This is a genomic window from Duganella zoogloeoides, from assembly GCF_034479515.1.
GTDB classification, from domain to species: domain Bacteria; phylum Pseudomonadota; class Gammaproteobacteria; order Burkholderiales; family Burkholderiaceae_D; genus Rugamonas; species Rugamonas zoogloeoides.
Window position 1 is genome coordinate 4,030,066 of the sequence record NZ_CP140152.1, and the last position, 22,771, is coordinate 4,052,836.

Below are 22,771 nucleotides of genomic sequence, written 5' to 3' on the forward strand. Positions count from 1 at the left end.
GGCATGCTTTCAATGCCGCGATTAATGCAATCGACTTGCAACAATGATGCTTGGCCGTTATTATTGCAACAGTTTTGCATTAACACTTCTGTGCTGCTGCCCTGCCCCATTTCGCCGGGCCGCGCCCACACCAACCCTCCGACCATTGCCAGGAATCATGCGCCATCACGTACTTGCAGCCGCCATTCTGTCCACATTTTCAAGCGCCTACGCGGCCGACGACACCACCCTGCAGACCGTTGAAGTCCGCGCCGACAAGCCGGTCGGCAGCGACACCAGCGTCACGGTCCAGAACGACCGCGCCCAGAACCGCACGCTCGGCGACATGCTCGAACACGTCTCTGGCGTGCAAAGCAGCGCCTTCGGCCCCAATGCCGGCGCGCCGGTGATCCGCAGCCTGTCCGGCAGCCGCGTGCAAATCCTCGAAGACGGCCAGTCGATCCTGGGCATGAACGCTATCAGCGGCGACATCAACATTCCGTTCGACCCGCTGTTTGCGCGCGGCGCCACCGTCAGCAAATCATCGGACAGCGTGCGCTACGGCGGCAACGCCATCGGCGGCAGCGTCAATGTCGATTCCGGACTGCTGTCGCGCACGATGGAGGAACAGGACCACGAACTGGAACTGGTGCTGCGCAAGGGCCACAACGATGCCGACGCCCAGGGCCTGCGCCTGAACGTCAACAACGGCAAGAATTTCTCGACCAATATCCAGCTGTCGTTCCAGAGCATCGGCCACTACGACATTCCCGGCAACAGCAAGGCGGCCGTGTGCAATACCGGGCTGTTCCCGGCCAACGGCGGCGTCAATACGTTTCTTGCCGACAGCTGCCAGAAAGAGGCGCGTATCCAGCAGGTGTACAACAAGGCGTCGCAGCCGTTCATCGAGCAATTCATCACGGAAAATCCTGACTGGGCCGATGGCGATTTTTCCTTCTACACCAACAACCCGACCTCGGTGTGGCAGCGTAAAACGTACATCAATCCAGCCAACCCGGCGTACGTGCCCGGCACGCCGCGCACGGTCGAAAACAAGATCAACAACGATGTCACGCCCGACTACCACGGCAGGCTCGGCAACAGCTACTCGAACAACTCGCACTTCGGCGTGGGCACCACCTATTTCTTCGACCAGGGCTACTTGGGCGTGAGCCTGGACTCGAAGGAAAGCAAGTACGGCGTGCCGGGCTTTTCGATGGAGAACAAGTCGTTCGGTGCCAACTACGATGAGGGACTGCCGGTCGGCGTGAAAATCCGCCAGGACAAGTATGCGCTGGAAGGCAAGCTGCGCGAGCCGGCGCCGTACGTGGAAAGTCTCGATCTGCGCGTCTCGCGCCTGAACAATACGTCGGGCGAGTACATCGGCCCGACCAACGCCAACGAGTACGCGTTCGATACCACCCAGGCCGAGCTGCTGCTGGCGCAGCGCCGCGCCGGGGCCTTGCATGGCCTGGTCGGCCTGTCGTACCGGTCGCGCGATGTGACCGGCAGCGGTCCGCAGCTGTACCTGCCCAATGTGGGCACTGCCAGCCGCGCGCTGTTCATCAGGCAGAACCTCGACTTCGACTGGGCATCGTTCGACGCCGGTTTCCGCCACGAGAAAGTGGAACACGAGATCGAGAACAGCGCGTTCAAGACCTCGCGCAATGCCGCCAACACCAAATTGGCCGACCGCGAGTTCAGCCTGAACAACTACAACATCGGCGCCGCGTTCGAGCTCGGCAAATTGTGGGGCGCCAAGCTGCGGTACGGTTCGTCGGAGCGCGCGCCCGATATCAACGAGCTGTACGCGAGCAACCGCCACTACTCGATCATGACGCAGGAGGAAGGCCACCAGAACCTGAAAGCTGAGCGTTCCCGCAATACCGAATTGACCGTGCTGTTTGGCGTTGGCGGCTTCAAATTGAGCGGTACCGCCTACCAGATGAAATACGACAATTACCTGTACCTTGGCCACTCGGGCCTGCAGACCGGCAACCGCCTGCCGCTCAAGTACTGGAAGCAGACCGACACGACCGTCAAGGGCTTCGAGCTCGATGCGTCGCAGGAGCTCAGCCTGGGCGCCTACGGCAAGCTGAACGTGTCGGCGTTTGCCGACCTGGTCAAGAACAAGGCCGACCACCCGGACCGGCTGCGCACGCAAAACGATGGCGAATACCTGCCCAATATGCCAACCAACCGCTATGGCGCCAACGTGGCGTGGGAGAACAGCGGCTGGAAGGCCCGCCTGTCGAGCACGTACTACGACAAGCAGAAATACCTGGGCAAAAGCGTGAGCAACGAAGTGCCGCTCGACGCCTACAACATGGTGAACTTCCAGGTCAGCCGCGCAATCGCGTTGCCTTACGCGCGTGTGACCGGGCTCGAAGTATTCATCAGCGGCTCCAACCTGCTCGATGACGATGCGCGGCCGCACAACTCGCCATTGAAATACATTGCGCCGCTGCCGGGACGCGGGTTCCAGGTGGGATTAACGATGAAGCTGTAACTTCAGTTGCCATCTCCCCCGGTCCGTGATTTGGTGGGCAGGGGCGAATTCGGCTTCCAGCGCGCCGACAGCGCCTGCCCTTCCTCGATCTGCTCCGGCGTCATGTGCTTGACCACGGCTGCGCGCTGTTCGGCCGCGTTGGGGGCGCTGCGGGCGGCGGCCAGGTTCCACAGCATGTAAGCGATCACGTTATCCTGCGGCACGCCGCCAATGTGATAGCGGTACATCAGGCCCATGGTTTGCAGCGCTTCGCCGTGGCCTTGCTGGGCCGCCTTGCGGAACCAGCTGACTGCCTGCTTGTGGTCCTGGATCACCGCGTTGCCGGTGTAGTACATGGCGCCGACCACGTACTGGGCGTCGGCCTTGCCTTGCAGCGCAGCCTTGCGGTGCCACTGGAACGCTTGCGGATAATCCTGCGGCACACCGCGCCCCATGTAATACATCAGGCCCAGCAGGTGCTGGGCATCGGCATTGCCGGCTTTTGCCAGCGGCGTGATTTCCTTCAGCGCGGTGCCGTAGTTCTTGTTGTTGTAGGCGGTGGCGCCTTCCAGGAAGCCGGCCAGCGCGGCTTGGTGCAGGCCCAGGGCGAGACAGATCGCCAGGATGAATTTTTTCATATCGTTTTAGCTATGGTGCGTTGATGCGGGCTCACTTCCAGTTGACCTTGCCGAGGCCGTCAACCGACACTTCGCGGTTGAGCGGCTTGCCGTACACGGTGACGGAACCGAGACCGCTCAGGTCGAGCTTGGCGTTGGTGGTGGCGGTGACGGTAGCGTTGCCGAGGCCGCTCAGATCGAGCTGGACACTGTCGGCCGTGAACTTCTGCGCATTCAAGCCGCCGAGTCCGCCCAGGTCGGCCTTGAGCAGCTTGCCGCGTCCGCCGAGGACGATATTGCCGGCGCCTCCCAGGTCGAGGTCGATGCGTTCGTTTTCGCTGATCCACAAATTCATCTTGCCCACGCCGCCGAGCTTGGCACGCACGGTCTTGTAATCGACCGTGGCCTTCATGCTGCCGGCGCCATCGAGCACCAGTTCCAGCTCCTGGCCGGAGAAGCCGCTGATATCAGTGGCGCCCAGCCCCTCCACCACCACCTGCCGCAGGTTGGGCAGCACCATCTCGGCGCGGGCGCCGTTGCTGGTATTGATCTTGATGCCGCGCCCGCCGTCGGTTTCCAGGTGCAGCGTATCGCCGCTCTGTGCGTAGGTCAGCCGGTCCATATAGCGCTTGTCGCCGGTGATCTTGAGCGACGGCGTGTCGCCCTGGCGCAGCCGGACATCGACCATGCCATCGATCTTGACCCGCACCACGCGCGCATCGATGCTGACGGTACGGGTTTCGCTGTTGTCGTCGGCAGCCGAGGCGCGCCCGAACAACGCGCACGCCGCAGCAAATAGCAAACCGAACTGGAAAATCCTCTTCATGATCTATCCCTGGCTGATGATTCCACAATCATAACGCCGCGAGCACGCCCACCCGAGAAATTGCGACGAACTGCACAAATCAAGGCATGAACAACCAATTCGGGATCACAATTCGGGGTCAGTGCCGACATTCGGACATTGGGGAACTTTTTTGGGCATGTTTCGGGCAGCGTGGCTGGGTTCGTGTCCAAATGTCGGCACTGACCCTGAAGTTGAACAACAAAATCACGTGGTGCGGGCGAGGTTGAGCCAGGCGCGGGCGGCAAACGACAGGTGGCTGTTGCGGCGCCAGGCCAGCCGCAGTTTCCAGTCGAGCGCGGGTTCGGTCAGCGTGGCGATCGAGAACTGGCCCTGTGGCAGGGTGTCGCAGAACAGCTTGGGCAGGATGGCGACACCCACGCCGAGGCGGACCAGCGAGGCGACGAAGTCCCACTGGCCGCTGCGCCCGCTGATCCTGGGCTGGAAGCCGGCGGCAGCGCAGGCGTCGGTAACGATGTCGTTGAGGGCGAACGACGCGCCGTAAAAAATGAACGGGCTGTCGGCCAGTTCGCGCAGCGCGATCGTGGACTGGCCGCGCCAGGGCGACGCCAGCGGTGCCAGCACGCACAACGGCGACGACACCAGCGGCAGCGAATCGAACTCGGTCCAGATGTGGGCGTTGCCGGCGTAGTCGAGCAGCGAGCCCATTTCCAGCGTGCCATTGCGCAGGTTGGTTTCGATCGCCTGGGTGCCGTCCTCGAACAGTTTGAGTTCCAGGTCCGGATACTGGCGGTGGTACGCCGCCAGCAGCGGCGCCAGCGGCTGGTGCGCCTGTTGCGTCACCCCCAGGCGTAATTCGCCGCGCCGCAGTTGCTGCAAATCGGCCAGCTCCACGTTCAGTTCCGCGTGCATGGCCAGCAGCGCCCTGCCCCGCGCCAGCACCACCTGGCCGGCGTCGGTCAGCGTGAAGCGCTTGCCGATGCGTTCGAGCAGCACCAGGTCAAGCGACTGCTCGAGCTGGGCAATCATCTTGCTGACCGTGGGCTGGGTCACGTGCAACTGCTCGGCAGCGCGGCTGAAACCCTGGTGGTCCACGACTGCGACGAAATACCGCAAGGAACGCAAATCCATGATCTATTCCAATATAGAATAATTTTCATAATTTTAATTCATTTTATCTTTTGATTAGCCACGCCTAGAATGGCTGCATGAAAACCTCTTCCGTCTCCCGATTCGTGTATACCGTACTGCAGATCGCGCTACTGATCGCCATCTGGTACGCCTGCGACCGCATCGCTGCCTGGCTGCACCTGCCGTTTTCCGGCGGCGTGGTGGGTCTGCTGGTCATGGTGGCGCTGCTGCTGGCGGGCGTGGTACGGCCGTCGGTGGTGGACCATGGCGCCGAGTGGCTGCTGTCGAACATGCTGCTGTTCTTCATCCCGCTGATCGTCTCGGTGGTGCAGTTCACCGCGCTGTTGGAACGCGAGGGCGTGCGGCTGTTCGCGGCGATCGGCATCGGTTTCATTTCGGTGCTGCTGGCCACTGCCTTGACCGTCGAGTGGGTATGCAAGTTCGAGCGGCGGGTGCGGCTGCGCAAGCTGCGCGGTGTTCGTCAAATCCGCCAGGAGCAGCCGGCATGAAACCGTTTCTCTACCTGGTGCTCACCGTGGTGCTGTTCTACGCCAACCAGGCGCTGCACCGCCGCTACCAGTACTTCTGGCTCACGCCCGCGATCACCACGTCAGCGATCCTGATTGCCCTGATCGAACTGACCTCGACCCCGTTCTCGCAATATTTTGGCGATACACGCTGGCTGCCCTGGCTGCTGGGCCCTGCCACCGTCGCCTTTGCGCTGCCGATCTACCAGCAGCGCGAGTTGATCAGGCGGCACTGGCTGGCGCTGGGCCTGGGCAGTTGTGCCGGCATCGTGGTCTCGCTGGGCAGTACGCTGCTGCTGAGCCGCCTGCTCGGCCTCGACGCCAATGCCGCCCACAGCCTGCTGGCGCGATCGGTGTCCACGCCGTTCGCGCTGGAAGCCACGCGCCACCTCGGCGGCGAATCGCAGTTGACCGGCGTGTTCGTGATGATCACCGGCCTGTTCGGGATCTTGCTGGGACAGGTATTGCTTGGCCTGCTGCCGCTGCGGATGCGGGTGGCCCGCAGCGCGCCTTTCGGTGCGGCGGCCCACGGCTTCGGCATGAGCGTGGCGCGCAAGATCGGCCCGCAGGAAGGCGCTGTGGCCAGCCTGACGATGATCTTCAGCGGGATCTTGATGGTGCTGCTGGCGCCGGTACTGGGGCGTTTGCTGGCATGAGCCGCGTTAGCCGCCGCGGCAGGCGCCATCACTTGAGCAGCCCTTGCAGCGCCGCTTGTGTATCGCTGGCTTGTGCAATGCCGATTGGCGTATTACCAGCCCATCACCTTGCGCATCTGCGGCGCCAGGTCGCGGGCCATGGCGGCGTGCTGTTCGCGCGTGGGGTGGGCGTCCTGCGGGTCGCCCGGGTAGGTGGTTGAAGGCACCGCCTGCACGCGCGGATCGCCCACGCGGCGCACCGTCTCGGCGAGGTATGCCACCAGCGCCGCCTTGCGTTCGTTCTTCAGCATCGCGCCTTCGGTCAGCACGATCTTCGCTTGCGGATGGTCGGCCAACAGCGTGCGCACCAGCCGCACGTAGGTGCCGACATACAGTTCACGCTCGGGAATGCCGACGTTGAAATCGTTGGTGCCGATGGCGCTGATAATCAAATCCGGATGGTACTGGCGCTGGTCCCACTTGACCGGCTGCTGCTGGTCGGCGATGGCCAGCTGGTAGTAGTCGGGCAGATTGAGCTGGTCGGTATGGTTGTCCCACGTGCGCACCAGTCCCCTGCCCCCGGCGCACACCAGCTGCACCTGCGCTTGCAGGTCGCGCGCCAGCAGCATGCCGTAAGTGGCGCGCGCATCCCACCACGACGCTTCCTTCTTCGCGCCCGGCACGCGGTCGATTGCTTCGCCGCACGTGACCGAATCGCCCATCACCAGCAGTTTGCGCTGCGGCAGCGCGGGCGCCGGCAGCCAGGCACCATCGGTGTCGAAGCGCTGCACAGTGGCCTTGCCCAGCCAGGCTTCGGAACGGTTGACGACCTCCACCCGGTGCGGACCGGCGACCAGTCCTTCGGCCAGCACCAGCGTTTGCGTGCCTTTGGCCAGGTGCACTTTGCGCGCAGCGCCGCCATCGACCATCACGTCAACGTAGCTGTTCTCGCTGCTGGCATTGACCGCCATCGCCACGCGCGTACCGTCGAAGGCCACGGCAAAGCCCACGCCCGGGTACGCGAAGTACACGGCGCCGTCGGGCTGGACCTGGCTGCGGCCGGTGCGGGCCACGCGCGGATCGGCGCCGGTGATGCTGGTGCCTGCCGTGCCTGTCGTGGCGGCCCAGGCTGGCGCCGCTGTTAGTACCGCAGCGGTGACTACAGCGGCACAGGCGAACGCCAACGCGGCTGCGGTGGCGGGGACTGCCAGCGCAGCCAGGCGGGGAGTCAGCGCCATCTTATTTCATCAGCTTTTTAATATCGGGCAGCATGGCGTCAGACCACACCTGGTAGCCCTTGGGCGTGGGGTGAAGGTAGTCGGCCATGATGGTGGGCGACATGTCGCCGTTCGCTTGCAGGAACTTCTTGCCGTAGTCCTTGAAAACGATGGATTTGCCGTCATCGAGCGTGGCGATCAGGCGATTGAGTTCGATGATCTGCTCACGCTTGGGGCTGGCCGCCGATTGCTCGTACGGCAGCACGGCGTTGAGCAGGATGCGCGCGTTCGGATACAGCGTGCGCAGCTTGGTCACCACCGCCTTGACGCCGTCGAACACCTGCTCGGGATTGGCCTGGCAGTGGAAGAAGTTATTGACGCCGATGGTGAGCACCACGAGCTTGGGCGACAGCTTGCCGGCCTGGCCGTTGTCGAGCCGCCAGAGCACATTGCCGGTGTGGTCGCCGCCGATGCCGAAGTTGGCCGTCTTCCACTTGCCAAACGATTTATCCCATATTTTCTTGTTCCACCCCTCGGTGATGGAATCGCCCACGAACAGCAGGTCCACCTTGCCGGTCTCCGCGACCTCGATATCTTCCTGGAACATGGCTTGCCAGCGGGCGATCGACATCCACGGGTATTCGACGGTGCGTGGCGCCGGGGTAATGCTGCACGCCTTGCCGTCGATGACGGCCGGCTTGGCGTCTGCCGCCTGTGCGGCGGCGCCGGACAGCGCCAGCACCGCGCTGGTGATGAGCGAAACAATAAGGCTATTCTTCATATTTTTGACCTCGGATTGAACGGGATTTCAGTGTAGCTTAAGTCTTCAACTTCAGGCGCAGCAGTAGCGTGCCGTGCGATGGCACCTTGGCTTCGAGCTTGCGCGTGGTGTCGCCGGTCTTGCCGGTCCAGACGTCGGTCCACGCATAAGGCTTCGTCTTGAAGTCCGCCGTGCGCTTGCTGAGGTCATCATTGATGTGATACGCGGCCCAGTCGAAGCTTACCGGCACCGCCTGCGCGCCGCGATTCATCACCATCAGCGCCCACTCGTCACCGGCCAGCGGCTTGGCCCAGTATTCGATATCGCCGGCCTGCAGGAAGCGCCACGCCGATACACCGAGCTTGTCCTGGTTGATGGCGATCGCCCCGGCATTGGTGAGAATGCGGTGGGTGGCGGCCGGCATCGACCGCACGTCGTTGCCGAGGATGAGCGGCGACGCCAGCATGGCCCAAGCCGAGAAATGCGACTTGTCCTCGTCCTCGCTCAGGCCCTTGCCCACGACCAGCATGTCCATGTCGTTCCAGTGACCGGGACCGGCGTGCTGGCGCAAGCCGGCCTGCTTGTCGAGGATGCGCAGCACGCCCCAGGCCGAGAACGAACCCTGGCTGAATTCGCAGTCCCAGCACGGGTAGATGTCGCCCGTGGTGCGCCACGAGTGGCCCACGTCCTTGGCCCACTCCCACGGCCTGGTGTCGCCCCACTCGCAGATGCTGAACAACATGGGCCGGCCGGCGCTGCGGATTGCGTCGCGCATGGTGGTGTAGGCACCGGCCGAGGTGAGGCCCTTGGTGTCGCACCAGTCGTACTTGATGTAATCGATGCCCCATTCAGCATAGGTGATGGCGTCCTGGTACTCGTGGCCACGGCTGCCCGGCTTGCCGCCGCAGGTGGTGGCGCCGGCGTCGGAGTAGATGCCGAGCTTCAGGCCACGCCCATGCACGTAGTCGGCCAGCGCCTTCATGCCGGACGGGAAGCGCGCGGGGTCGGGGTGGATCACGCCCTTGTTGTCACGCTTGCCGTGCCAGCAGTCGTCGATGTTGACGTAGGTGTAGCCGGCGTCCTTTAAGCCGCTTTTGACCATGGCGTCGGCGGTATCGCGGATCAGCTGCTCGTTGATATCGCAGGCAAAGGTGTTCCAGCTGTTCCAGCCCATTTGCGGCGTGGCCGCCAGGCCGTCGAACTTCTGGGCGCTGGCGGAGGTACTGAACAACCCGGCCACTGCACCGGCAGCAAGCCACGCGGGCATCGATTTTTTCATGCGCGACTCCTTACCGTGCAGGTGCTTTGAGCGACTTGAGCTTGTCGCCATACTCCTTGATCAGCTTGAGCGAGCTGGTATCGGTGTCGAACACCGAGTACAGGCCCTGCTCTTCCTGCGGCGGGTCGCCCATGAAGTCGTTACCCGGCTTCCACCAGTAGTCGGCATTGGCCGCGCGGCCGGCGCCGCCCCAGGCCCAGAAGTTAAAGCCGGCGATCGGATCGCCCTTGGCGGCGCGGGTATAGACCACGTCGAACACCTCCTTGTAGAAGCGGTCGCGGATCCTGGTCGTGGCCTTGATGCTGAACGACGGGCCGTCGCGATCGAGGCCGAATTCTTCGAGCACGATTGGCTTGCCGAGCTTTTTGGCGAGCTCGATGTGCGAATTCAGGTAGTCGCGGCTCTTGGTGATCGCATTGTCCCAGGTGCCTTCGGGATTGCGCGAGTCGAACCATTCCCAGTTCTTCGGCCACAGGTGGTACGTCAGGTAATCGACATGCTTGCTGCGGTGGGCGTCGAGGAACAGCTGCGCATCGTGGGCGGAACCGGCCAGGCCCTCGCTGCCGGTGCTCACCATGTGGTTGCGATCGAGGCTGTGGATGTAGCCGGCCGTCTCGTCGATCCACTTGACGTAAGCAGCCTTCTCTTCCTTCGTCGCCTTGCCGTTGCCGGGGCGCGGCTCGTTGGCCAGCTGCCACGACATAAGGTGCGGATCTTCCGAGTACGGCTTGCCGGTGATGGTGTTGACGCGCTTGACGATTTTCGCGATCACCTGGCGGTACTCTTTTTGCGCGGCAGCGTTCACATAGAACCGCGCATTCTTCTTCATGTAATCGTCATAGTCCTTGGTCACGTTCGGGTCCAGCGCCGGCGTGCCTTCGAACCAGTTCAGGTACTGGGTCATGCCGCCCGACCACTGCCAGAAGTTGTTCAGGTAAAGCACCACGGTCATGTCGCGCTTGGCCGCTTCGGCCATTAGGAAGTCCAGGCCCACCAGCAGGTTCTCGTCGTACTCGCCCGGCTTGGCAGTGGTGGCGGGGCTGACCGCGCTTTTCATGTCGGTCTTCTCGGAGACGGCGAGCACGCGCAGGTTGTTGATGCCGGTCGCCTTCATGGTATCGAGCTCCTTGAGCAGGCGGGCACGCTCGCCCACGCCGCTCGGCGCACCGAGGTAGCCGCCGTACCAGAAATTGGCGCCCACGATGTAGTACGCCTGGCCCTTGCGGCTGAAGTGCGTTTTCTTGGCCGTGACGAACTCCGACCTGGCGGCGTTGGTCACCGGCGCGCCATCTGCGGCGGCGACGATGCCGACCGCGCCCACCATCATGGCGGCGGCGCAGAATTTGAACAGTTGTTTCATGTCTCGTCCTTTATGGTTATGGTTGCTGCTACTTCAGGGGTTTGCCGTTGACGTTCAGGACTTGCTTCGGCAGTTTGACGGTAATGGTTCGGGCGCCGGCATCGGCGGCATCGTGCGCCAGCAGCACCTTGTAGCTGCCGGCGGCGATGCGCCAGGTCTTCGAGCGGCTGTCGTACAGCGCCAGCAGGCGCGGATCGACGGTCACGGTAACTTCCCGGCTCGCGCCCGGCGCCAGGTCCACTTTCTCGAAAGCGGCGAGGCGCTTGGGTGCTTCCCACTTCACGCCCAGCGGCGCCACGTATACCTGCGGCACATCCTTGCCCGCCACTGCGCCGGTATTGGTGACCTTGAAGCGCAGTTGCAGCTTGCCGTCCTGCTGGCCCGACTTCAGGTCGGAATACGCGAACGTGGTGTACGACAGGCCATGGCCGAACGGGAACAGCGGCTTGTGGCCTTTCAGGTCGAACCACTTGTAGCCCACCGCCGCGCCTTCATGGTAATCGACCGCGAAGCGCACTTTCTCGTTCTTCGGATCGCCATCGAGCACGGGCCGCGGCAGCTGGCTGGCAGACGCCGGGAACGTCGCCGGCAAGTGGCCCGACGGATTGACTTCGCCGAACAGGATGCGGGCAATCGCCTCGCCACCGCCCGAGCCGGCATACCACGCCTGCAGCACGGCCGCGCTCTGGTCCAGCCACGGCATCAGCACCGGGCCCGAGGTTTCGAGCACCACCACGGTTTTCGGATTGGCTTTCGCCACCGCCGCCACCAGCGCATCCTGGTTGTCGGGCAGCGCCAGCGAGACCGCATCGAGCGCTTCGCCCACCCACTGCTGGGCAAACACGATCGCCGCGTCGGCGCCTTCGGCAGCTTTGGCGGCGGCGACCGGATCGAGACCGTCGTGGTAAATCACCTGCGCGCCGGGCGCGCGCGCCTGGATCGCCTTCAGCGGCGACGACGGGTGGTACACCACCGGGCCGGGCCAGGTCAGGGGCTCGATGCCGGGCACCGGGTTGCCCTCCACCGGGTACACCAGCGACGAGCCGCCGCCGGCCAGCACACCCACGTCCGCGTGGGCGCCGATGACCACGATCTTGCGCGCGCCGGGTTTGAGCGGCAGGGTGTGGTTGGCGTTCTTGAGCAGGACCATGCCTTCTTCGGCATCGGCCTGGCTGACCAGGCGGTTGGCCGCGAAGTCGATCGCGCCGCCTTCCGCCACCGGGTGCTCGACCACGCCCTTGTCGAACATGGCCCACAGGATGCGATAGACCATGTCGTCCAGGCGCGCCTGCGGCACATGGCCGTTGGCCACCGCCTCGTCGAGCGCGCCGCCGAAGTACTGCGACTTGTCGAATTCCCAGCCCGACTGCTGGTCGAGGCCGGCCTTGGCCGCTTCCACCGTGCTGTGCACCGCGCCCCAGTCCGACATCACGTAACCCTTGAAGCCCCAGTCTTTTTTCAGCACACCGTTGAGCAGGTAATCGTTCTCGCACGCGTACACGCCATTCAGGCGGTTGTACGAGCACATCACCGAGCCGGGGTTGGCCTGTTCGAGCACGAACTGGAACGCCAGCAGGTCGGACATGCGGTTGCTGGTATCGTCGATGCGGGCGTCGAGCACGAAGCGGCCGGTCTCCTGGGCGTTGACGGCAAAGTGCTTCATGGTTGCGATCAAGTGGTTCGACTGGATGCCCTTGATCTGCGCCGCGACCATGCTGCCTGCCAGCAGCGGGTCTTCGCCGGCGTATTCGAAGTTGCGGCCATTGCGCGGTTCGCGCTGCAGGTTGACGCCGCCGGCCAGCATCACGTTGAAGCCCGACGCGCGCGCCTCGCTGCCGATCATGGCGCCGCCCTGGTAGGCCAGGGCCGGGTTCCAGGTAGCGGTGGTGGCCAGGCCCGAGGGGAGCGAGGTGCGCCCGCGCGGGGTGGGTCCGGCCTGCGTGGCCACGCCGAGGCCGGCGTCGGTTTCGAACAGCGCGGGCAACCCCAGGCGCGGGACGCCGGCGATGTAGCCGGCCGAATAAGGCAGCGCGGCCGGATGGCGCTTGGTCTTGTTGGCAAAGTCGGAGCCGAAGTGGCCCAGTACCCACGACAGCTTTTCTTCCTGCGTCATGGCGGCCAGCGCCAGTGCGGCGCGGCGGTCGGCCGGCAGCGCGGCATCGAGCCAAGGCCTGGCAGCAGGTGCTGCTTGTTTGGCTCGTTCGGCTTGTTTCGCTTGTTCGGCCTGTTCGGCCAATGCCGCTTGACCGGCTTGCCCGGCCAACGCCTGGCCGGCGGCGCTGGCCGGGACCGCAGCAGCTATCCCGAACGCCAGCGCCACGGCGATCGCAACGGGCCGGGCGTGACGGTGGCGCGGTCCGGCAGCGGACCGGGCGGATGCAACTTGTTCCATAAACGTGTCTCCCGCATGGATGGTTTTTATATTATGAAAATATTCTGCATGGACGCACTCCACCGGTCAAACCAAGGCCATAATCGGGGCGCAGTTTAGCCATATTCACTAAACAAGCACGCACACACTCAAATGGCGCGCTGCAACACCCGCAGCAGTGGCAAACTCGTTGTTTACTAAAGAACGCTAAACTTTTGTACGAATCCTGTTGGTCGTTTGACCATGGATAGACGCTTATGCAAGACTTCCTTCACACAGAACCGGCCGACGACGCAGTCGCGAGCCGCTTCGCCGAGACAACGGAGACCAGATGGCCACTACCGCTAACACCGCAACAGCGACGCCGGGCGTAACGATCCGCGACATCGCGCAAGTTGCGGGCGTGTCCGCAGGCACGGTCTCGCGCGCCCTCAAGAACGAACCGGGACTGACCGAAGCCACGCGCCAGATGGTGCTGGAAGCGGCGCGCTCGCTCGGCTACGACTTCTGCAAGCTGCGCCCCAAGCGCCTGCGCCGCCTCACTTTCCTGCTGCACCGCCAGCACAATACCGCCGCCAGCAGCCCGTTCTACTCCCCGGTGCTGCACGGCGCCGAAGAAGCATGCCGCAAGCAGGGGATCGTGCTGTCGTTCATGGCCGTGGGCCCCGCCGACGGCCTGATCGACCAGATCCGCATGCACGCGCCGGACGGCATCGTCTGCGCCGGCTTCTTCGAGCCCGAAACGCTGGCCGCGCTGCGCTCCACCGGCAAGCAGCTGGTGCTGATCGACATGCAGCTGCGCGGCTACAACTCGGTCAACCCGGACAATATGAAGGGCGGCTACCTGGCCACCAAGCACCTGATCGACACCGGCCGCACCCGCGTGGGTTTTATTTCCGGCCCGCTGGCGCACTACAGCATCCGCGAACGCGCGCGCGGCTATCGCCAGGCCCTGTTCGAGGAAGGGATCCTGGCCGACCCGCGCCTGGAAGCCAACCTGCCCGATGGCGTGGACCTGGAAACCGGCGCCTGGGAGGCGATGGAGCAGCTGCTGTCGCTGCCCCACCCGCCCGACGCCGTGTTCTGCTACAACGACAGCGCCGCCCTGGTGGCCATGCGTTGCTGCCTGGCCAAGGGCCTCAAGGTGCCGCACGATATCGCCATCGTCGGCTTCGACGACATCTCCACGGCCGTGCTGGGCCACCGCCCGCTCACCACCCTGCGCATCGACAAAAAGGCGCTCGGCGCGATGGGCGTCGAGCTGCTGCTCAATAACCAGCACCTGACGCAAAATCCGTCCCAGCCGGGACATCCCCAGCATCCGCCGGTGCAGCACATCGCACCGGTGGAACTGATCGTGCGCGCCAGCACCGTGTTCGACGGCTGGCGCGCCCCGCAATCTTCCTCCACCGATCGTCCACCAACCTTTTCACGGACCCCATGACGGCACCGAACTTCCACTCCCGCGCCACGCTGCTCGACCATATCCGCCACACCAAGCATTTTTACGATGGGCGCTGCGTGGACCCCAGCGGCGGCTTGTACCATTTTTACAAGGACGACGGCAGCATCTACGACGAGCGCACGCGACACCTGGTGAGCAGCACCCGCTTCGTCTTCAATTACGCGATGGCCTGGCGCCAGTTCGGTGACGCCGCCGACCAGCAGCGCCTGCGCCACGCCCTGGCCTTTTTGCGCGACGCCCACCGCAACGTGCACACCGGCGGCTACGCCTGGACGCTGGACTGGAAAGCCGGCGTGGCGCACGTTGCCGACGGCACCAACCACTGCTACGGCCTGGCCTTCGTGCTGCTGGCCTACAGCCACGCGCTGATGGCCGGCGAAACCCAGGCAGGCGAATGGATCGCCGAAACGTTCGATTTGATGGAGCACCGTTTCTGGGATGCGCAGCACGGCCTGTACGCCGACGAAGCCGCGCCCGACTGGTCGCACCTCGATGGCTACCGGGGTCAGAACGCCAATATGCACGCGTGCGAAGCGCTGATTGCCGCGTTCGAGGCGACCGGCGAAAGCGCCTACCTGCTGCGCGCCGAAACGCTGGCGCGCAACATCACGCTGCGCCAGGCCGCGCTGGCCGACAACCTGATCTGGGAGCACTACCACGCCGACTGGTCGGTGGACTGGGACTACAACCGCGACGACAAGAGCAATATCTTCCGCCCCTGGGGCTACCAGCCCGGCCACCTGGCCGAATGGGCCAAGCTGCTGTTGCTGCTCGAACGCCACGGCGCCCACCTGGCGCACGGCCAGGACTGGCTGCTGCCGCGCGCGATCGCGCTGTTCGACGCGGCGGTGGACAAGGCGTGGGATGCGCAGCACGGCGGCATCTATTACGGCTTCGCACCGGACGACAGCATTTGCGACGACCTCAAATATTTCTGGGTGCAGGCCGAAAGCATCGCCACCGCCGCCCTGCTGGGCGCGCGCACCGGAGACGCCCGCTACTGGACCTGGTACGACAAAATCTGGGACTATAGCTGGACCCATTTCGTCGATCACCAGTATGGCGCGTGGTACCGCATCCTGGGCGCCGACAACGGCAAGCTCACCGACGAGAAAAGCCCGGCCGGCAAGGTCGATTACCACACCATGGGCGCCTGCTATGAAGTACTCAATGTAATCAAGGATTAAAAGATGTCCGATTTTCCCATTTTCGTCGCCGCCGGCGAAGCGCTGACCGACATGATCGTGCAGGACGCGGCCCAACAACAGTGGCACAGCAAGGTAGGCGGCTCCACCTGGAACGTGGCGCGCACCATGGCCGCACTGGACGTGCCCACCGCATTTGCGGGCGCGATCAGCTGCGACGTCTTCGGCGACGCCCTGTGGCAGGCCAGCGCGGCTGCCAAGCTCGACCTGCGCTTCGTGCAGCGCCATGCCAAATCGCCGCTGCTGGCCATCGTCCACCGCACCGATCCGCCCGCGTATTTTTTCGTGGGCGACGACAGCGCCGACCTGCATTTCGACGCCAGCGCGCTGCCGCCGGGCTGGCGCGCGCACTGCAAGTGGGTGCATTTCGGCGGCATCAGCCTGGCGCGCCAGCCGCTGGCCGGCAAGCTGGTGACGCTGGCCGAACAGCTGAAGGCCGATGGCGTGCGCATCAGCTTTGATCCCAACTACCGCCTGCTGATGGATGAACGCTACGACGCCACGCTGCGCCGCATGACCGAACTGGCCGACGTCATCAAGGTGTCGGAGGAAGATCTGGCGGGCCTGTTCCGCACCGATGACATCGACGCGGCGTTTGCCACCCTGCGCGGCTGGAACCCGCAAGCGACCTACCTGTATACCAAGGGCGAACACGGCGCGTCGCTGCACTGCGGCGACCAGTCATGGACACAAACAACGCCGCAGATCACCGTGGCCGACACCGTGGGCGCCGGCGACGCCAGCATCGCCGCCCTCGCCTACAGCCTGCTGCACTACCCGGACCGCGCGCCCGACCGCCACCTGCGCTTTGCCGTGTGCGCGGGCGCGGCAGCCTGCATGACTGAGGGTGCATCGCCGCCGACGCTGGCCGCGATCGAGGCGTTGGCGACAAGGGAAGATTGACAAAACTGCTCATCGGTAACGATTCTCATTCCCTCAAAAATATTGTCAACATCCCTTTTTACCGAGAAAAATTATCGTTTTAATCACCGATCAGAAAATTAAATGTCTGTAATGCGTAGATTTGATACAAGTCATTACGGACACAAAATTTTCCCGGTGATAAACTTGGAATGTCCCCTTTCATAACCAAGAGGCTTCCTATGAACCAGATGTCCAGGCGACAGTTCCTTCGGGTAACTGGCGCCACCATCGCGGGTTCGAGCATCGCGCTCCTCGGCTTTGCGCCGGCAACGGCCATGGCCGAAGTCCGGCAGTACAAGCTGGCGCGCAGCACCGAAACCCGCAACACCTGCCCCTACTGCTCCGTAGGCTGCGGGATTTTGATGTATGGCCTGGGCGACGGCGCCAAAAACGCCACCGCTTCCATCATCCACATCGAAGGCGATGCCGACCACCCGGTCAATCGCGGCACGCTGTGCCCGAAAGGCGCCAGCCTGATCGACTTCATCCACTCGCCGAATCGCCTGATGGCGCCGCAGTACCGCGCACCCGGTGCGACCGAATGGTCGCCGATGTCGTGGGACGACGCGCTGAACCGCATTGCAAAGCTGATGAAAGCCGACCGCGATGCGAACTTCATCGAAAAATCGGCCGACGGCAAAACCGTCAACCGCTGGACCACCACCGGCATGCTGTGCGCGTCGGCGGCATCGAACGAAGTAGGTTATTTAACCCATAAAACCATGCGCAGTCTCGGCATGCTGGTATTCGACAATCAAGCACGTGTATGACACGGTCCGACGGTGGCAGGTCTTGCCTCGACATTTGGACGTGGTGCGATGACGAATCACTGGGTAGACATCAAGAACGCAGATGTCATCCTGGTCATGGGCGGCAACGCAGCAGAAGCACACCCTTGCGGGTTTAAATGGGTCACGGAAGCCAAGGCGCATCGCGGCGCCAAGCTGGTCGTGGTCGATCCGCGCTTTACCCGAACCGCTTCGGTGGCGGACTATTACGTCCCTACCCGTACCGGTGCGGACATCGTTTTCCTGGGCGGTATCATCAACTACCTGCTCACCAACGACAAAATCCAGCACGAATACGTCCGTAACTACACGGACATGCCGTTCATCGTCCGCGAGGATTTCGCCTTCAACGACGGCCTGTTCTCGGGCTACGACGAGGCGACCGGCAAGTACACCGACAAGAGCAGCTGGAACTACGAGATGGGCGACGACGGCTATGCCAAGATCGACCCCACGCTCGAGCACCCGCGCTGCGTGTACCAGATGATGAAGAAGCACTACGCGCGCTACACGCCCGAGATGGTGGAAAAAGCCTGCGGCGTGCCGCCGGAAAAATTCCACAAGGTGGCCGAACTGCTGGCATCGACGGCAGTGCCAGGCAAGGCCGCGACCATCCTGTACGCCCTGGGCTGGACCCAGCACTCGACCGGCGCGGAAACCCTGCGCACCGGCGCCATGGTGCAGCTGCTGCTCGGTAACATGGGCATCTCCGGCGGCGGCATGAACGCGCTGCGCGGCCACTCCAACATCCAGGGTTTGACCGACCTGGGGCTGCTCACCAATATGCTGCCCGGTTACCTGACCCTGCCCGGCGAGGCGGAACAGGACTGGAACGCGTATGTAGCCAAGCGCGCGCTGCAACCGCTGCGTCCCAACCAGCTCAGCTACTACAGCAACGCGAAAAAATTCCTGGTCTCGTTCATGAAGACCTGGTGGGGCGATGCCGCCACCGAGGAGAACAACTACGCGTTCGACTACCTGCCCAAGCTCGACAAGCCGTATGACATGATGCAGGCGTTCGAGCTGATGAACCAGGGCAAAATGACCGGCTACATCTGCCAGGGCTTCAACATCCTGGCCTCGGCGCCGGACAAGCAGAAGATCACCGACGGCCTGTCCAAGCTCAAATGGCTGGTCATCATGGATCCGCTGCAGACCGAAACGTCGGAGTTCTGGAAGCCGCACGGCGACTTCCACAAGGTCGATCCGACCAAGATCCAGACCGAGGTATTCAGCCTGCCCACGTCGTGCTTTGCCGAGGAACGCGGTTCGCTGGTCAGCTCCTCGCGCGTGCTGCAATGGCACTGGCAAGGCGCCGAGCCGCCGGGCCAGGCGAAGAGCGACCTGGAAATCATGTCGGGCCTGTTCCAGCGCATTCGCAAGGCGTACCAGAAAGATGGCGGCAAGTTCCCCGATCCGATCGTCAACCTGACGTGGAACTACGCCCAGCCGATGAGCCCTCAGCCTGAAGAAATCGCCATGGAATTCAATGGCAAGGCGTTGAAGGACATCTACGACGCCAAGGACCCGACCAAGCTGCTGCTCAAGAAAAACGAGCAGCTGGCCGGCTTCGCGCAGCTGCGCGACGACGGCAGCACGGCGTCCGGTTGCTGGATCTTTGCCGGTTCGTGGACCGCGCAGGGCAACCAGATGGGCCGCCGCGACAACAGCGACCCGACCGGCATCGGCAATACGCTGAACTGGGCGTGGGCGTGGCCGGCCAACCGCCGCATCCTGTACAACCGCGCTTCGTGCGATACCAAGGGCAAGCCGTTCGACCCAACCCGCAAGCTGGTGGCCTGGAACGGCGCCACCTGGTCCGGCGCCGACGTGCCGGACTTCAAGGCGGACGAGCCGCCGGAAAACGGCATGGGTCCGTTCATCATGCTGGCCGAGGGTGTGGCGCGCTTCTTTGCGCGCGACGCCATGGCCGAAGGGCCGTTCCCCGAGCACTACGAGCCGTTCGAGTCGCCTATCGGGCACAACCCGATGCACCCGAATAATCCGCGTGCGTTCAACAATCCGGCCGCGCGCATGTTCGCCAACGACCGCAAAAAGCTGGGCAAGAAGGAAGAGTATCCGCACGTGGCAACCAGTTACCGCCTCACGGAGCACTTCCACTACTGGACCAAGCATGCGCGCCTGAACGCCATCATCCAGCCGGAGCAATTCGTCGAAATCGGCGAAGAACTGGGCAAGGAAATCGGCGTGGTGCACGGCGACCGGGTACGGGTGTCGTCCAAGCGTGGCTACATCGTGGCGAAAGCCGTGGTGACCAAGCGTATCAAGGCACTGGTAATCGATGGCAAGAAGACCCACCAGGTCGGACTGCCGATCCACTTCGGGTTCAAGGGGCTCACCAAACCGGGCTACCTGGTCAACACACTGACGCCGACGGTAGGCGACGCCAATTCACAGACACCGGAATTCAAGTCGTTCCTGGTGAAAGTGGAAAAAGCCTGACGGCCCGAGGGAGATTAAAACATGTCATTACAATCGCTAGATATCAAACGCCTGTCGGCCACCACGGTGCAGCCGCCGGTGGCCCGCACCCCGGTCACCGGCACGGTCGCCAAGCTGATCGACGTCTCCAAGTGCATCGGCTGCAAGGCCTGCCAGACGGCCTGCATGGAATGGAACGACCTGCGCGACGAAGTGGGTGAAACCACCGGCGTGTACGACAATCCGACCGACCTGACGCCGCAATCGTGGACCGTCATGCGGTTCTCGGAATACGAGAACACCGACGGCAACCTCGAGTGGCTGATCCGCAAGGACGGCTGCATGCACTGCGAAGATCCGGGCTGTTTAAAAGCCTGCCCGGCGCCGGGCGCCATCGTCCAGTACACCAACGGCATCGTGGATTTCCACCAGGAGAACTGCATCGGCTGTGGCTACTGCGTTGCCGGCTGCCCGTTCGACGTGCCGCGCATTTCCAAGGCCGACAGCCGCGCCTACAAGTGCACGCTGTGCTCGGACCGCGTGGCCGTCGGCCAGGAACCGGCCTGCGTCAAGACCTGCCCTACCGGCGCGATCGTCTTCGGCACCAAGGAAGACATGAAGCACCATGCCGAGGAGCGGATCGAAGACCTCAAGTCGCGGGGCTTTGCGCAGGCGGGCCTGTACGACCCGGCCGGCGTTGGCGGCACGCACGTGATGTATGTGCTGCACCATGCCGACAAGGCGCCGCTGTACCATGGCCTCAAGCAGAATCCGTCCATCAGCCCGATGGTGGGCCTGTGGAAGGGCCTGACCAAGCCGCTGGCGCTGGCCGGTATCGCGGCCACCGCGCTGGCGGGCTTCTTCCACTATTCGCGCATCGGTCCGAACGAAGTGAGCAAGGAAGAGGAAGCCGAGGCGCTGCACGAAGCACAACGCATCCGGGAGGACCACAATGAGCGCACATGATCCGCTGAAGGACAAGGACGGCAATCCCTTGATCCAGCGTTACACCGCCAATGACCGCAGCAATCACTGGATCACGGCGATCTGCTTCGTGCTGCTGGCGGTCTCCGGCCTGGCCATGTTCCATCCAGCGACATCGTGGATGGCCGTGTTCCTCGGCGGCGGCCAGTGGACCCGCATCCTGCACCCGTTCCTCGGTGTGGTGATGTTCATCTCGTTCGCGGTGCTGGTGTTCCGTTTCTGGCACCACAACAAGATCGACCAGGCGGACAAGCAGTGGATGAAGCAGATCGGCGATGTGCTCACCAACCGCGAAGACCGCCTGCCCAAGATCGGCATGTACAACGCCGGTCAGAAGATCCTGTTTTTCGTGCTGATCGCCAGCATGGTGGGGTTGCTGTTGTCGGGCATCGTGATCTGGCGCGCGTACTTCGCGTTCTACTTCCCGATCGACGTGGTGCGCTTTGCGGCGCTGCTGCACGCGTTCAGCGCGTTCGTGCTGATTTGCTCGATCATCGTGCATATCTACGCGGCGTTCTGGGTCAAGGGTTCGATCGGCGCCATGGTGCGCGGCACGGTCACCTACGGGTGGGCGCGCAAGCACCACCCGCGCTGGTTCGAGTCGGTGATCAAGAAGCAGCGCGACTGATGGTCGCATGACGTAACACCCGCAGCACGTCCGGGCGCCACGCCGCGCCCGGACTCTCCCGCCCGAGCCAACCTGCTCCCCCGTTCCAATTTCGGATTAAAATACATTTTTGCCCGGCCGCCCCTTTTGCCGCCGGCTACTGGAGAATCTAGTGGTACAACGCTTGCTCGAACCAGGCCAGATCGAAGCGCTCGATCACACTGCCATTCCGCGCCTGCTGCTGCCTGAAGCACGCAGCCTGTTTGCCGCGCGCGCCGCGCGCCTGCGCCAGCTGGCCAACAACGATATCAAGGGCATTCCGGTCGGCGAAGCCATGCAGGGTTACCTGCAACTGATGGCGGCCGTGGTGGACGCGCAAGGCGCGGTTGCCGCCGCACTGCCGCCCGAGACTTTCAGCCTGCCACCGGCGGCCGACATCAAGCTTTCCATCGATCACAATATGCCGCCGCTGCCCGTCAACGGCGTGCGCCCCCCCGAGTGGCGCACCGTGTTCGCGGCCCTGCTCGACCACCTGGCGGCATCGGTCAAGGACCAGCCGCAGATCGACGCCGTGCTGGCCGAGCTGCGCGCGCTCGACGTGGCCCAACTGGAAGGCTGCGCCGACGCCGTGCTGGCCGAACTGACCGAGGGCGTGCACCCGCTGCATGCGCCGTTCGTGGCCGCCGCGCTGCAAGTGATGTGGACCAGGCGCGCCGCCCAACTCGACTCGCCGCGCGTGCAGCCCTTGGTCACCAATACCCTGTGCCCCGTGTGCGGTTCGCACCCGGTGGCCAGCGTGATCCGCATCGGCGGGCAGTCGCAAGGCTACCGCTACCTGCAATGCAGCTGCTGCGCCAGCGAATGGCACATGGTGCGCGTGAAGTGCTCGTGTTGCGAGCATACCGGCAAGATCGCCTACCAGAGCCTGGAAACCAACGACGACAAGCTACCGGTGGAAGACGCCACGGACGCCAAGGCGAACAAGGCCAACGACCCGAGCAAGGTCGCCCGCGCCGAGACCTGCGAAGACTGCAAAACCTATCGCAAGATCTTCAACCAGGAGCACGACTTCAACGTGGAGCCGCTGGCCGACGACCTGGCCAGCCTCACGCTGGACGTACTGGTGAGCGAAGCCGGTTACGCGCGCGCCAGCGGCAATCCGCTGCTGTGGTTTAACGCGGCATGAC

18 protein-coding genes are annotated in these 22,771 nt (G+C 63.6%); 10 read left to right on the forward strand and 8 right to left on the reverse strand.

Annotated elements, in window-relative coordinates; genetic code table 11:
- Positions 1 to 157: 157 nt before the first annotated feature.
- Entirely contained in the window at positions 158 to 2,488 is a 2,331-nt protein-coding gene (locus SR858_RS17795; protein ID WP_019920338.1) for a TonB-dependent receptor, read from the forward strand.
- A gap of 2 nt (positions 2,489 to 2,490) precedes the next feature.
- Here the strand turns inward: SR858_RS17795 and SR858_RS17800 are convergent, their stop codons facing one another.
- The 3 genes from SR858_RS17800 to SR858_RS17810 form a co-directional block, all read right to left on the reverse strand.
- Positions 2,491 to 3,105, reverse strand: coding sequence for a tetratricopeptide repeat protein (locus SR858_RS17800; protein WP_019920339.1), 615 nt, complete (start codon positions 3,103 to 3,105; stop codon positions 2,491 to 2,493).
- Between the two features lie 31 nt (positions 3,106 to 3,136).
- Positions 3,137 to 3,910, reverse strand: a complete 774-nt coding sequence (locus tag SR858_RS17805; RefSeq protein WP_019920340.1) for a GIN domain-containing protein — start codon at positions 3,908 to 3,910, stop codon at positions 3,137 to 3,139.
- 225 nt (positions 3,911 to 4,135) lie between these two features.
- A complete protein-coding gene (locus tag SR858_RS17810; protein ID WP_019920341.1) occupies positions 4,136 to 5,020 on the reverse strand; it encodes a LysR substrate-binding domain-containing protein in 885 nt (294 codons plus the stop codon).
- A gap of 77 nt (positions 5,021 to 5,097) precedes the next feature.
- On the opposite strand from SR858_RS17810, the gene SR858_RS17815 reads away from it, so the two are divergent.
- Entirely contained in the window at positions 5,098 to 5,529 is a 432-nt protein-coding gene (locus SR858_RS17815; protein ID WP_154819727.1) for a CidA/LrgA family protein, read from the forward strand.
- Positions 5,526 to 6,203 (forward strand): LrgB family protein, encoded by a 678-nt coding sequence (locus tag SR858_RS17820; protein WP_019920343.1) that lies wholly within the window; start codon positions 5,526 to 5,528, stop codon positions 6,201 to 6,203. The genes SR858_RS17815 and SR858_RS17820 overlap by 4 nt, the downstream gene beginning before the upstream one ends.
- A gap of 92 nt (positions 6,204 to 6,295) precedes the next feature.
- On the opposite strand, the gene axe2C is transcribed toward SR858_RS17820, so the two are convergent.
- The 5 genes from axe2C to SR858_RS17845 are packed head-to-tail and all read right to left on the reverse strand — an operon-like array spanning position 6,296 to position 13,190.
- Positions 6,296 to 7,420 carry a bifunctional acetylxylan esterase/glucomannan deacetylase AxeC2 gene (gene axe2C / locus SR858_RS17825; RefSeq protein WP_019920344.1) on the reverse strand — a complete coding sequence of 375 codons (1,125 nt, stop codon included), beginning with the start codon at positions 7,418 to 7,420 and terminating at the stop codon, positions 6,296 to 6,298.
- Between the two features lies 1 nt (position 7,421).
- Positions 7,422 to 8,180: a GDSL-type esterase/lipase family protein gene (locus SR858_RS17830; RefSeq protein ID WP_019920345.1), complete on the reverse strand. Its 759-nt coding sequence runs from the start codon at positions 8,178 to 8,180 to the stop codon at positions 7,422 to 7,424.
- 37 nt (positions 8,181 to 8,217) lie between these two features.
- Positions 8,218 to 9,438: a glycoside hydrolase family 27 protein gene (locus SR858_RS17835; RefSeq protein WP_019920346.1), complete on the reverse strand. Its 1,221-nt coding sequence runs from the start codon at positions 9,436 to 9,438 to the stop codon at positions 8,218 to 8,220.
- 10 nt (positions 9,439 to 9,448) lie between these two features.
- Positions 9,449 to 10,798 (reverse strand): glycoside hydrolase 5 family protein, encoded by a 1,350-nt coding sequence (locus SR858_RS17840; protein ID WP_019920347.1) that lies wholly within the window; start codon positions 10,796 to 10,798, stop codon positions 9,449 to 9,451.
- Between the two features lie 28 nt (positions 10,799 to 10,826).
- A complete protein-coding gene (locus tag SR858_RS17845) occupies positions 10,827 to 13,190 on the reverse strand; it encodes a glycoside hydrolase family 3 C-terminal domain-containing protein (RefSeq protein ID WP_154819728.1) in 2,364 nt (787 codons plus the stop codon).
- 310 nt (positions 13,191 to 13,500) lie between these two features.
- On the opposite strand from SR858_RS17845, the gene SR858_RS17850 reads away from it, so the two are divergent.
- The 7 genes from SR858_RS17850 to fdhE all read left to right on the forward strand — a co-directional run bounded on the left by SR858_RS17850 (position 13,501) and on the right by fdhE (position 22,770).
- The gene (locus SR858_RS17850; protein WP_019920349.1) at positions 13,501 to 14,613 is read left to right on the forward strand and encodes a LacI family DNA-binding transcriptional regulator; all 1,113 of its coding nucleotides are present in this window, start codon (positions 13,501 to 13,503) and stop codon (positions 14,611 to 14,613) included.
- Positions 14,610 to 15,821, forward strand: coding sequence for an AGE family epimerase/isomerase (locus tag SR858_RS17855; protein ID WP_019920350.1), 1,212 nt, complete (start codon positions 14,610 to 14,612; stop codon positions 15,819 to 15,821). The genes SR858_RS17850 and SR858_RS17855 overlap by 4 nt, the downstream gene beginning before the upstream one ends.
- Before the next feature lie 3 nt (positions 15,822 to 15,824).
- Entirely contained in the window at positions 15,825 to 16,742 is a 918-nt protein-coding gene (locus tag SR858_RS17860) for a carbohydrate kinase family protein (RefSeq protein ID WP_019920351.1), read from the forward strand.
- Positions 16,743 to 16,942: 200 nt separating this feature from the next.
- Positions 16,943 to 20,014: a formate dehydrogenase-N subunit alpha gene (gene fdnG, locus SR858_RS17865; RefSeq protein WP_154819729.1), complete on the forward strand. Its 3,072-nt coding sequence runs from the start codon at positions 16,943 to 16,945 to the stop codon at positions 20,012 to 20,014.
- Positions 20,015 to 20,035: 21 nt separating this feature from the next.
- Positions 20,036 to 20,959 (forward strand): formate dehydrogenase subunit beta, encoded by a 924-nt coding sequence (gene fdxH, locus SR858_RS17870; RefSeq protein WP_019920354.1) that lies wholly within the window; start codon positions 20,036 to 20,038, stop codon positions 20,957 to 20,959.
- Entirely contained in the window at positions 20,946 to 21,605 is a 660-nt protein-coding gene (locus SR858_RS17875) for a formate dehydrogenase subunit gamma (RefSeq protein WP_019920355.1), read from the forward strand. Before fdxH ends, SR858_RS17875 begins: the two co-directional genes overlap by 14 nt.
- Positions 21,606 to 21,756: 151 nt before the next feature.
- The gene (fdhE, locus tag SR858_RS17880) at positions 21,757 to 22,770 is read left to right on the forward strand and encodes a formate dehydrogenase accessory protein FdhE (RefSeq protein WP_019920356.1); all 1,014 of its coding nucleotides are present in this window, start codon (positions 21,757 to 21,759) and stop codon (positions 22,768 to 22,770) included.
- The last annotated feature ends 1 nt before the right edge of the window (position 22,771 follow it).

Excerpts from the sequence above, each read along its gene's own strand:
- SR858_RS17795 (WP_019920338.1), top strand. The coding sequence starts at position 158 with ATGCGCCATCACGTACTTGCAGCCGCCATTCTGTCCACATTTTCAAGC.
- SR858_RS17800 (WP_019920339.1), bottom strand. The coding sequence starts at position 3,105 with ATGAAAAAATTCATCCTGGCGATCTGTCTCGCCCTGGGCCTGCACCAA.
- SR858_RS17805 (WP_019920340.1), bottom strand. The coding sequence starts at position 3,910 with ATGAAGAGGATTTTCCAGTTCGGTTTGCTATTTGCTGCGGCGTGCGCG.
- SR858_RS17810 (WP_019920341.1), bottom strand. The coding sequence starts at position 5,020 with ATGGATTTGCGTTCCTTGCGGTATTTCGTCGCAGTCGTGGACCACCAG.
- SR858_RS17815 (WP_154819727.1), top strand. The coding sequence starts at position 5,098 with ATGAAAACCTCTTCCGTCTCCCGATTCGTGTATACCGTACTGCAGATC.
- SR858_RS17820 (WP_019920343.1), top strand. The coding sequence starts at position 5,526 with ATGAAACCGTTTCTCTACCTGGTGCTCACCGTGGTGCTGTTCTACGCC.
- axe2C (WP_019920344.1), bottom strand. The coding sequence starts at position 7,420 with ATGGCGCTGACTCCCCGCCTGGCTGCGCTGGCAGTCCCCGCCACCGCA.
- SR858_RS17830 (WP_019920345.1), bottom strand. The coding sequence starts at position 8,180 with ATGAAGAATAGCCTTATTGTTTCGCTCATCACCAGCGCGGTGCTGGCG.
- SR858_RS17835 (WP_019920346.1), bottom strand. The coding sequence starts at position 9,438 with ATGAAAAAATCGATGCCCGCGTGGCTTGCTGCCGGTGCAGTGGCCGGG.
- SR858_RS17840 (WP_019920347.1), bottom strand. The coding sequence starts at position 10,798 with ATGAAACAACTGTTCAAATTCTGCGCCGCCGCCATGATGGTGGGCGCG.
- SR858_RS17845 (WP_154819728.1), bottom strand. The coding sequence starts at position 13,190 with ATGGAACAAGTTGCATCCGCCCGGTCCGCTGCCGGACCGCGCCACCGT.
- SR858_RS17850 (WP_019920349.1), top strand. The coding sequence starts at position 13,501 with ATGGCCACTACCGCTAACACCGCAACAGCGACGCCGGGCGTAACGATC.
- SR858_RS17855 (WP_019920350.1), top strand. The coding sequence starts at position 14,610 with ATGACGGCACCGAACTTCCACTCCCGCGCCACGCTGCTCGACCATATC.
- SR858_RS17860 (WP_019920351.1), top strand. The coding sequence starts at position 15,825 with ATGTCCGATTTTCCCATTTTCGTCGCCGCCGGCGAAGCGCTGACCGAC.
- fdxH (WP_019920354.1), top strand. The coding sequence starts at position 20,036 with ATGTCATTACAATCGCTAGATATCAAACGCCTGTCGGCCACCACGGTG.
- SR858_RS17875 (WP_019920355.1), top strand. The coding sequence starts at position 20,946 with ATGAGCGCACATGATCCGCTGAAGGACAAGGACGGCAATCCCTTGATC.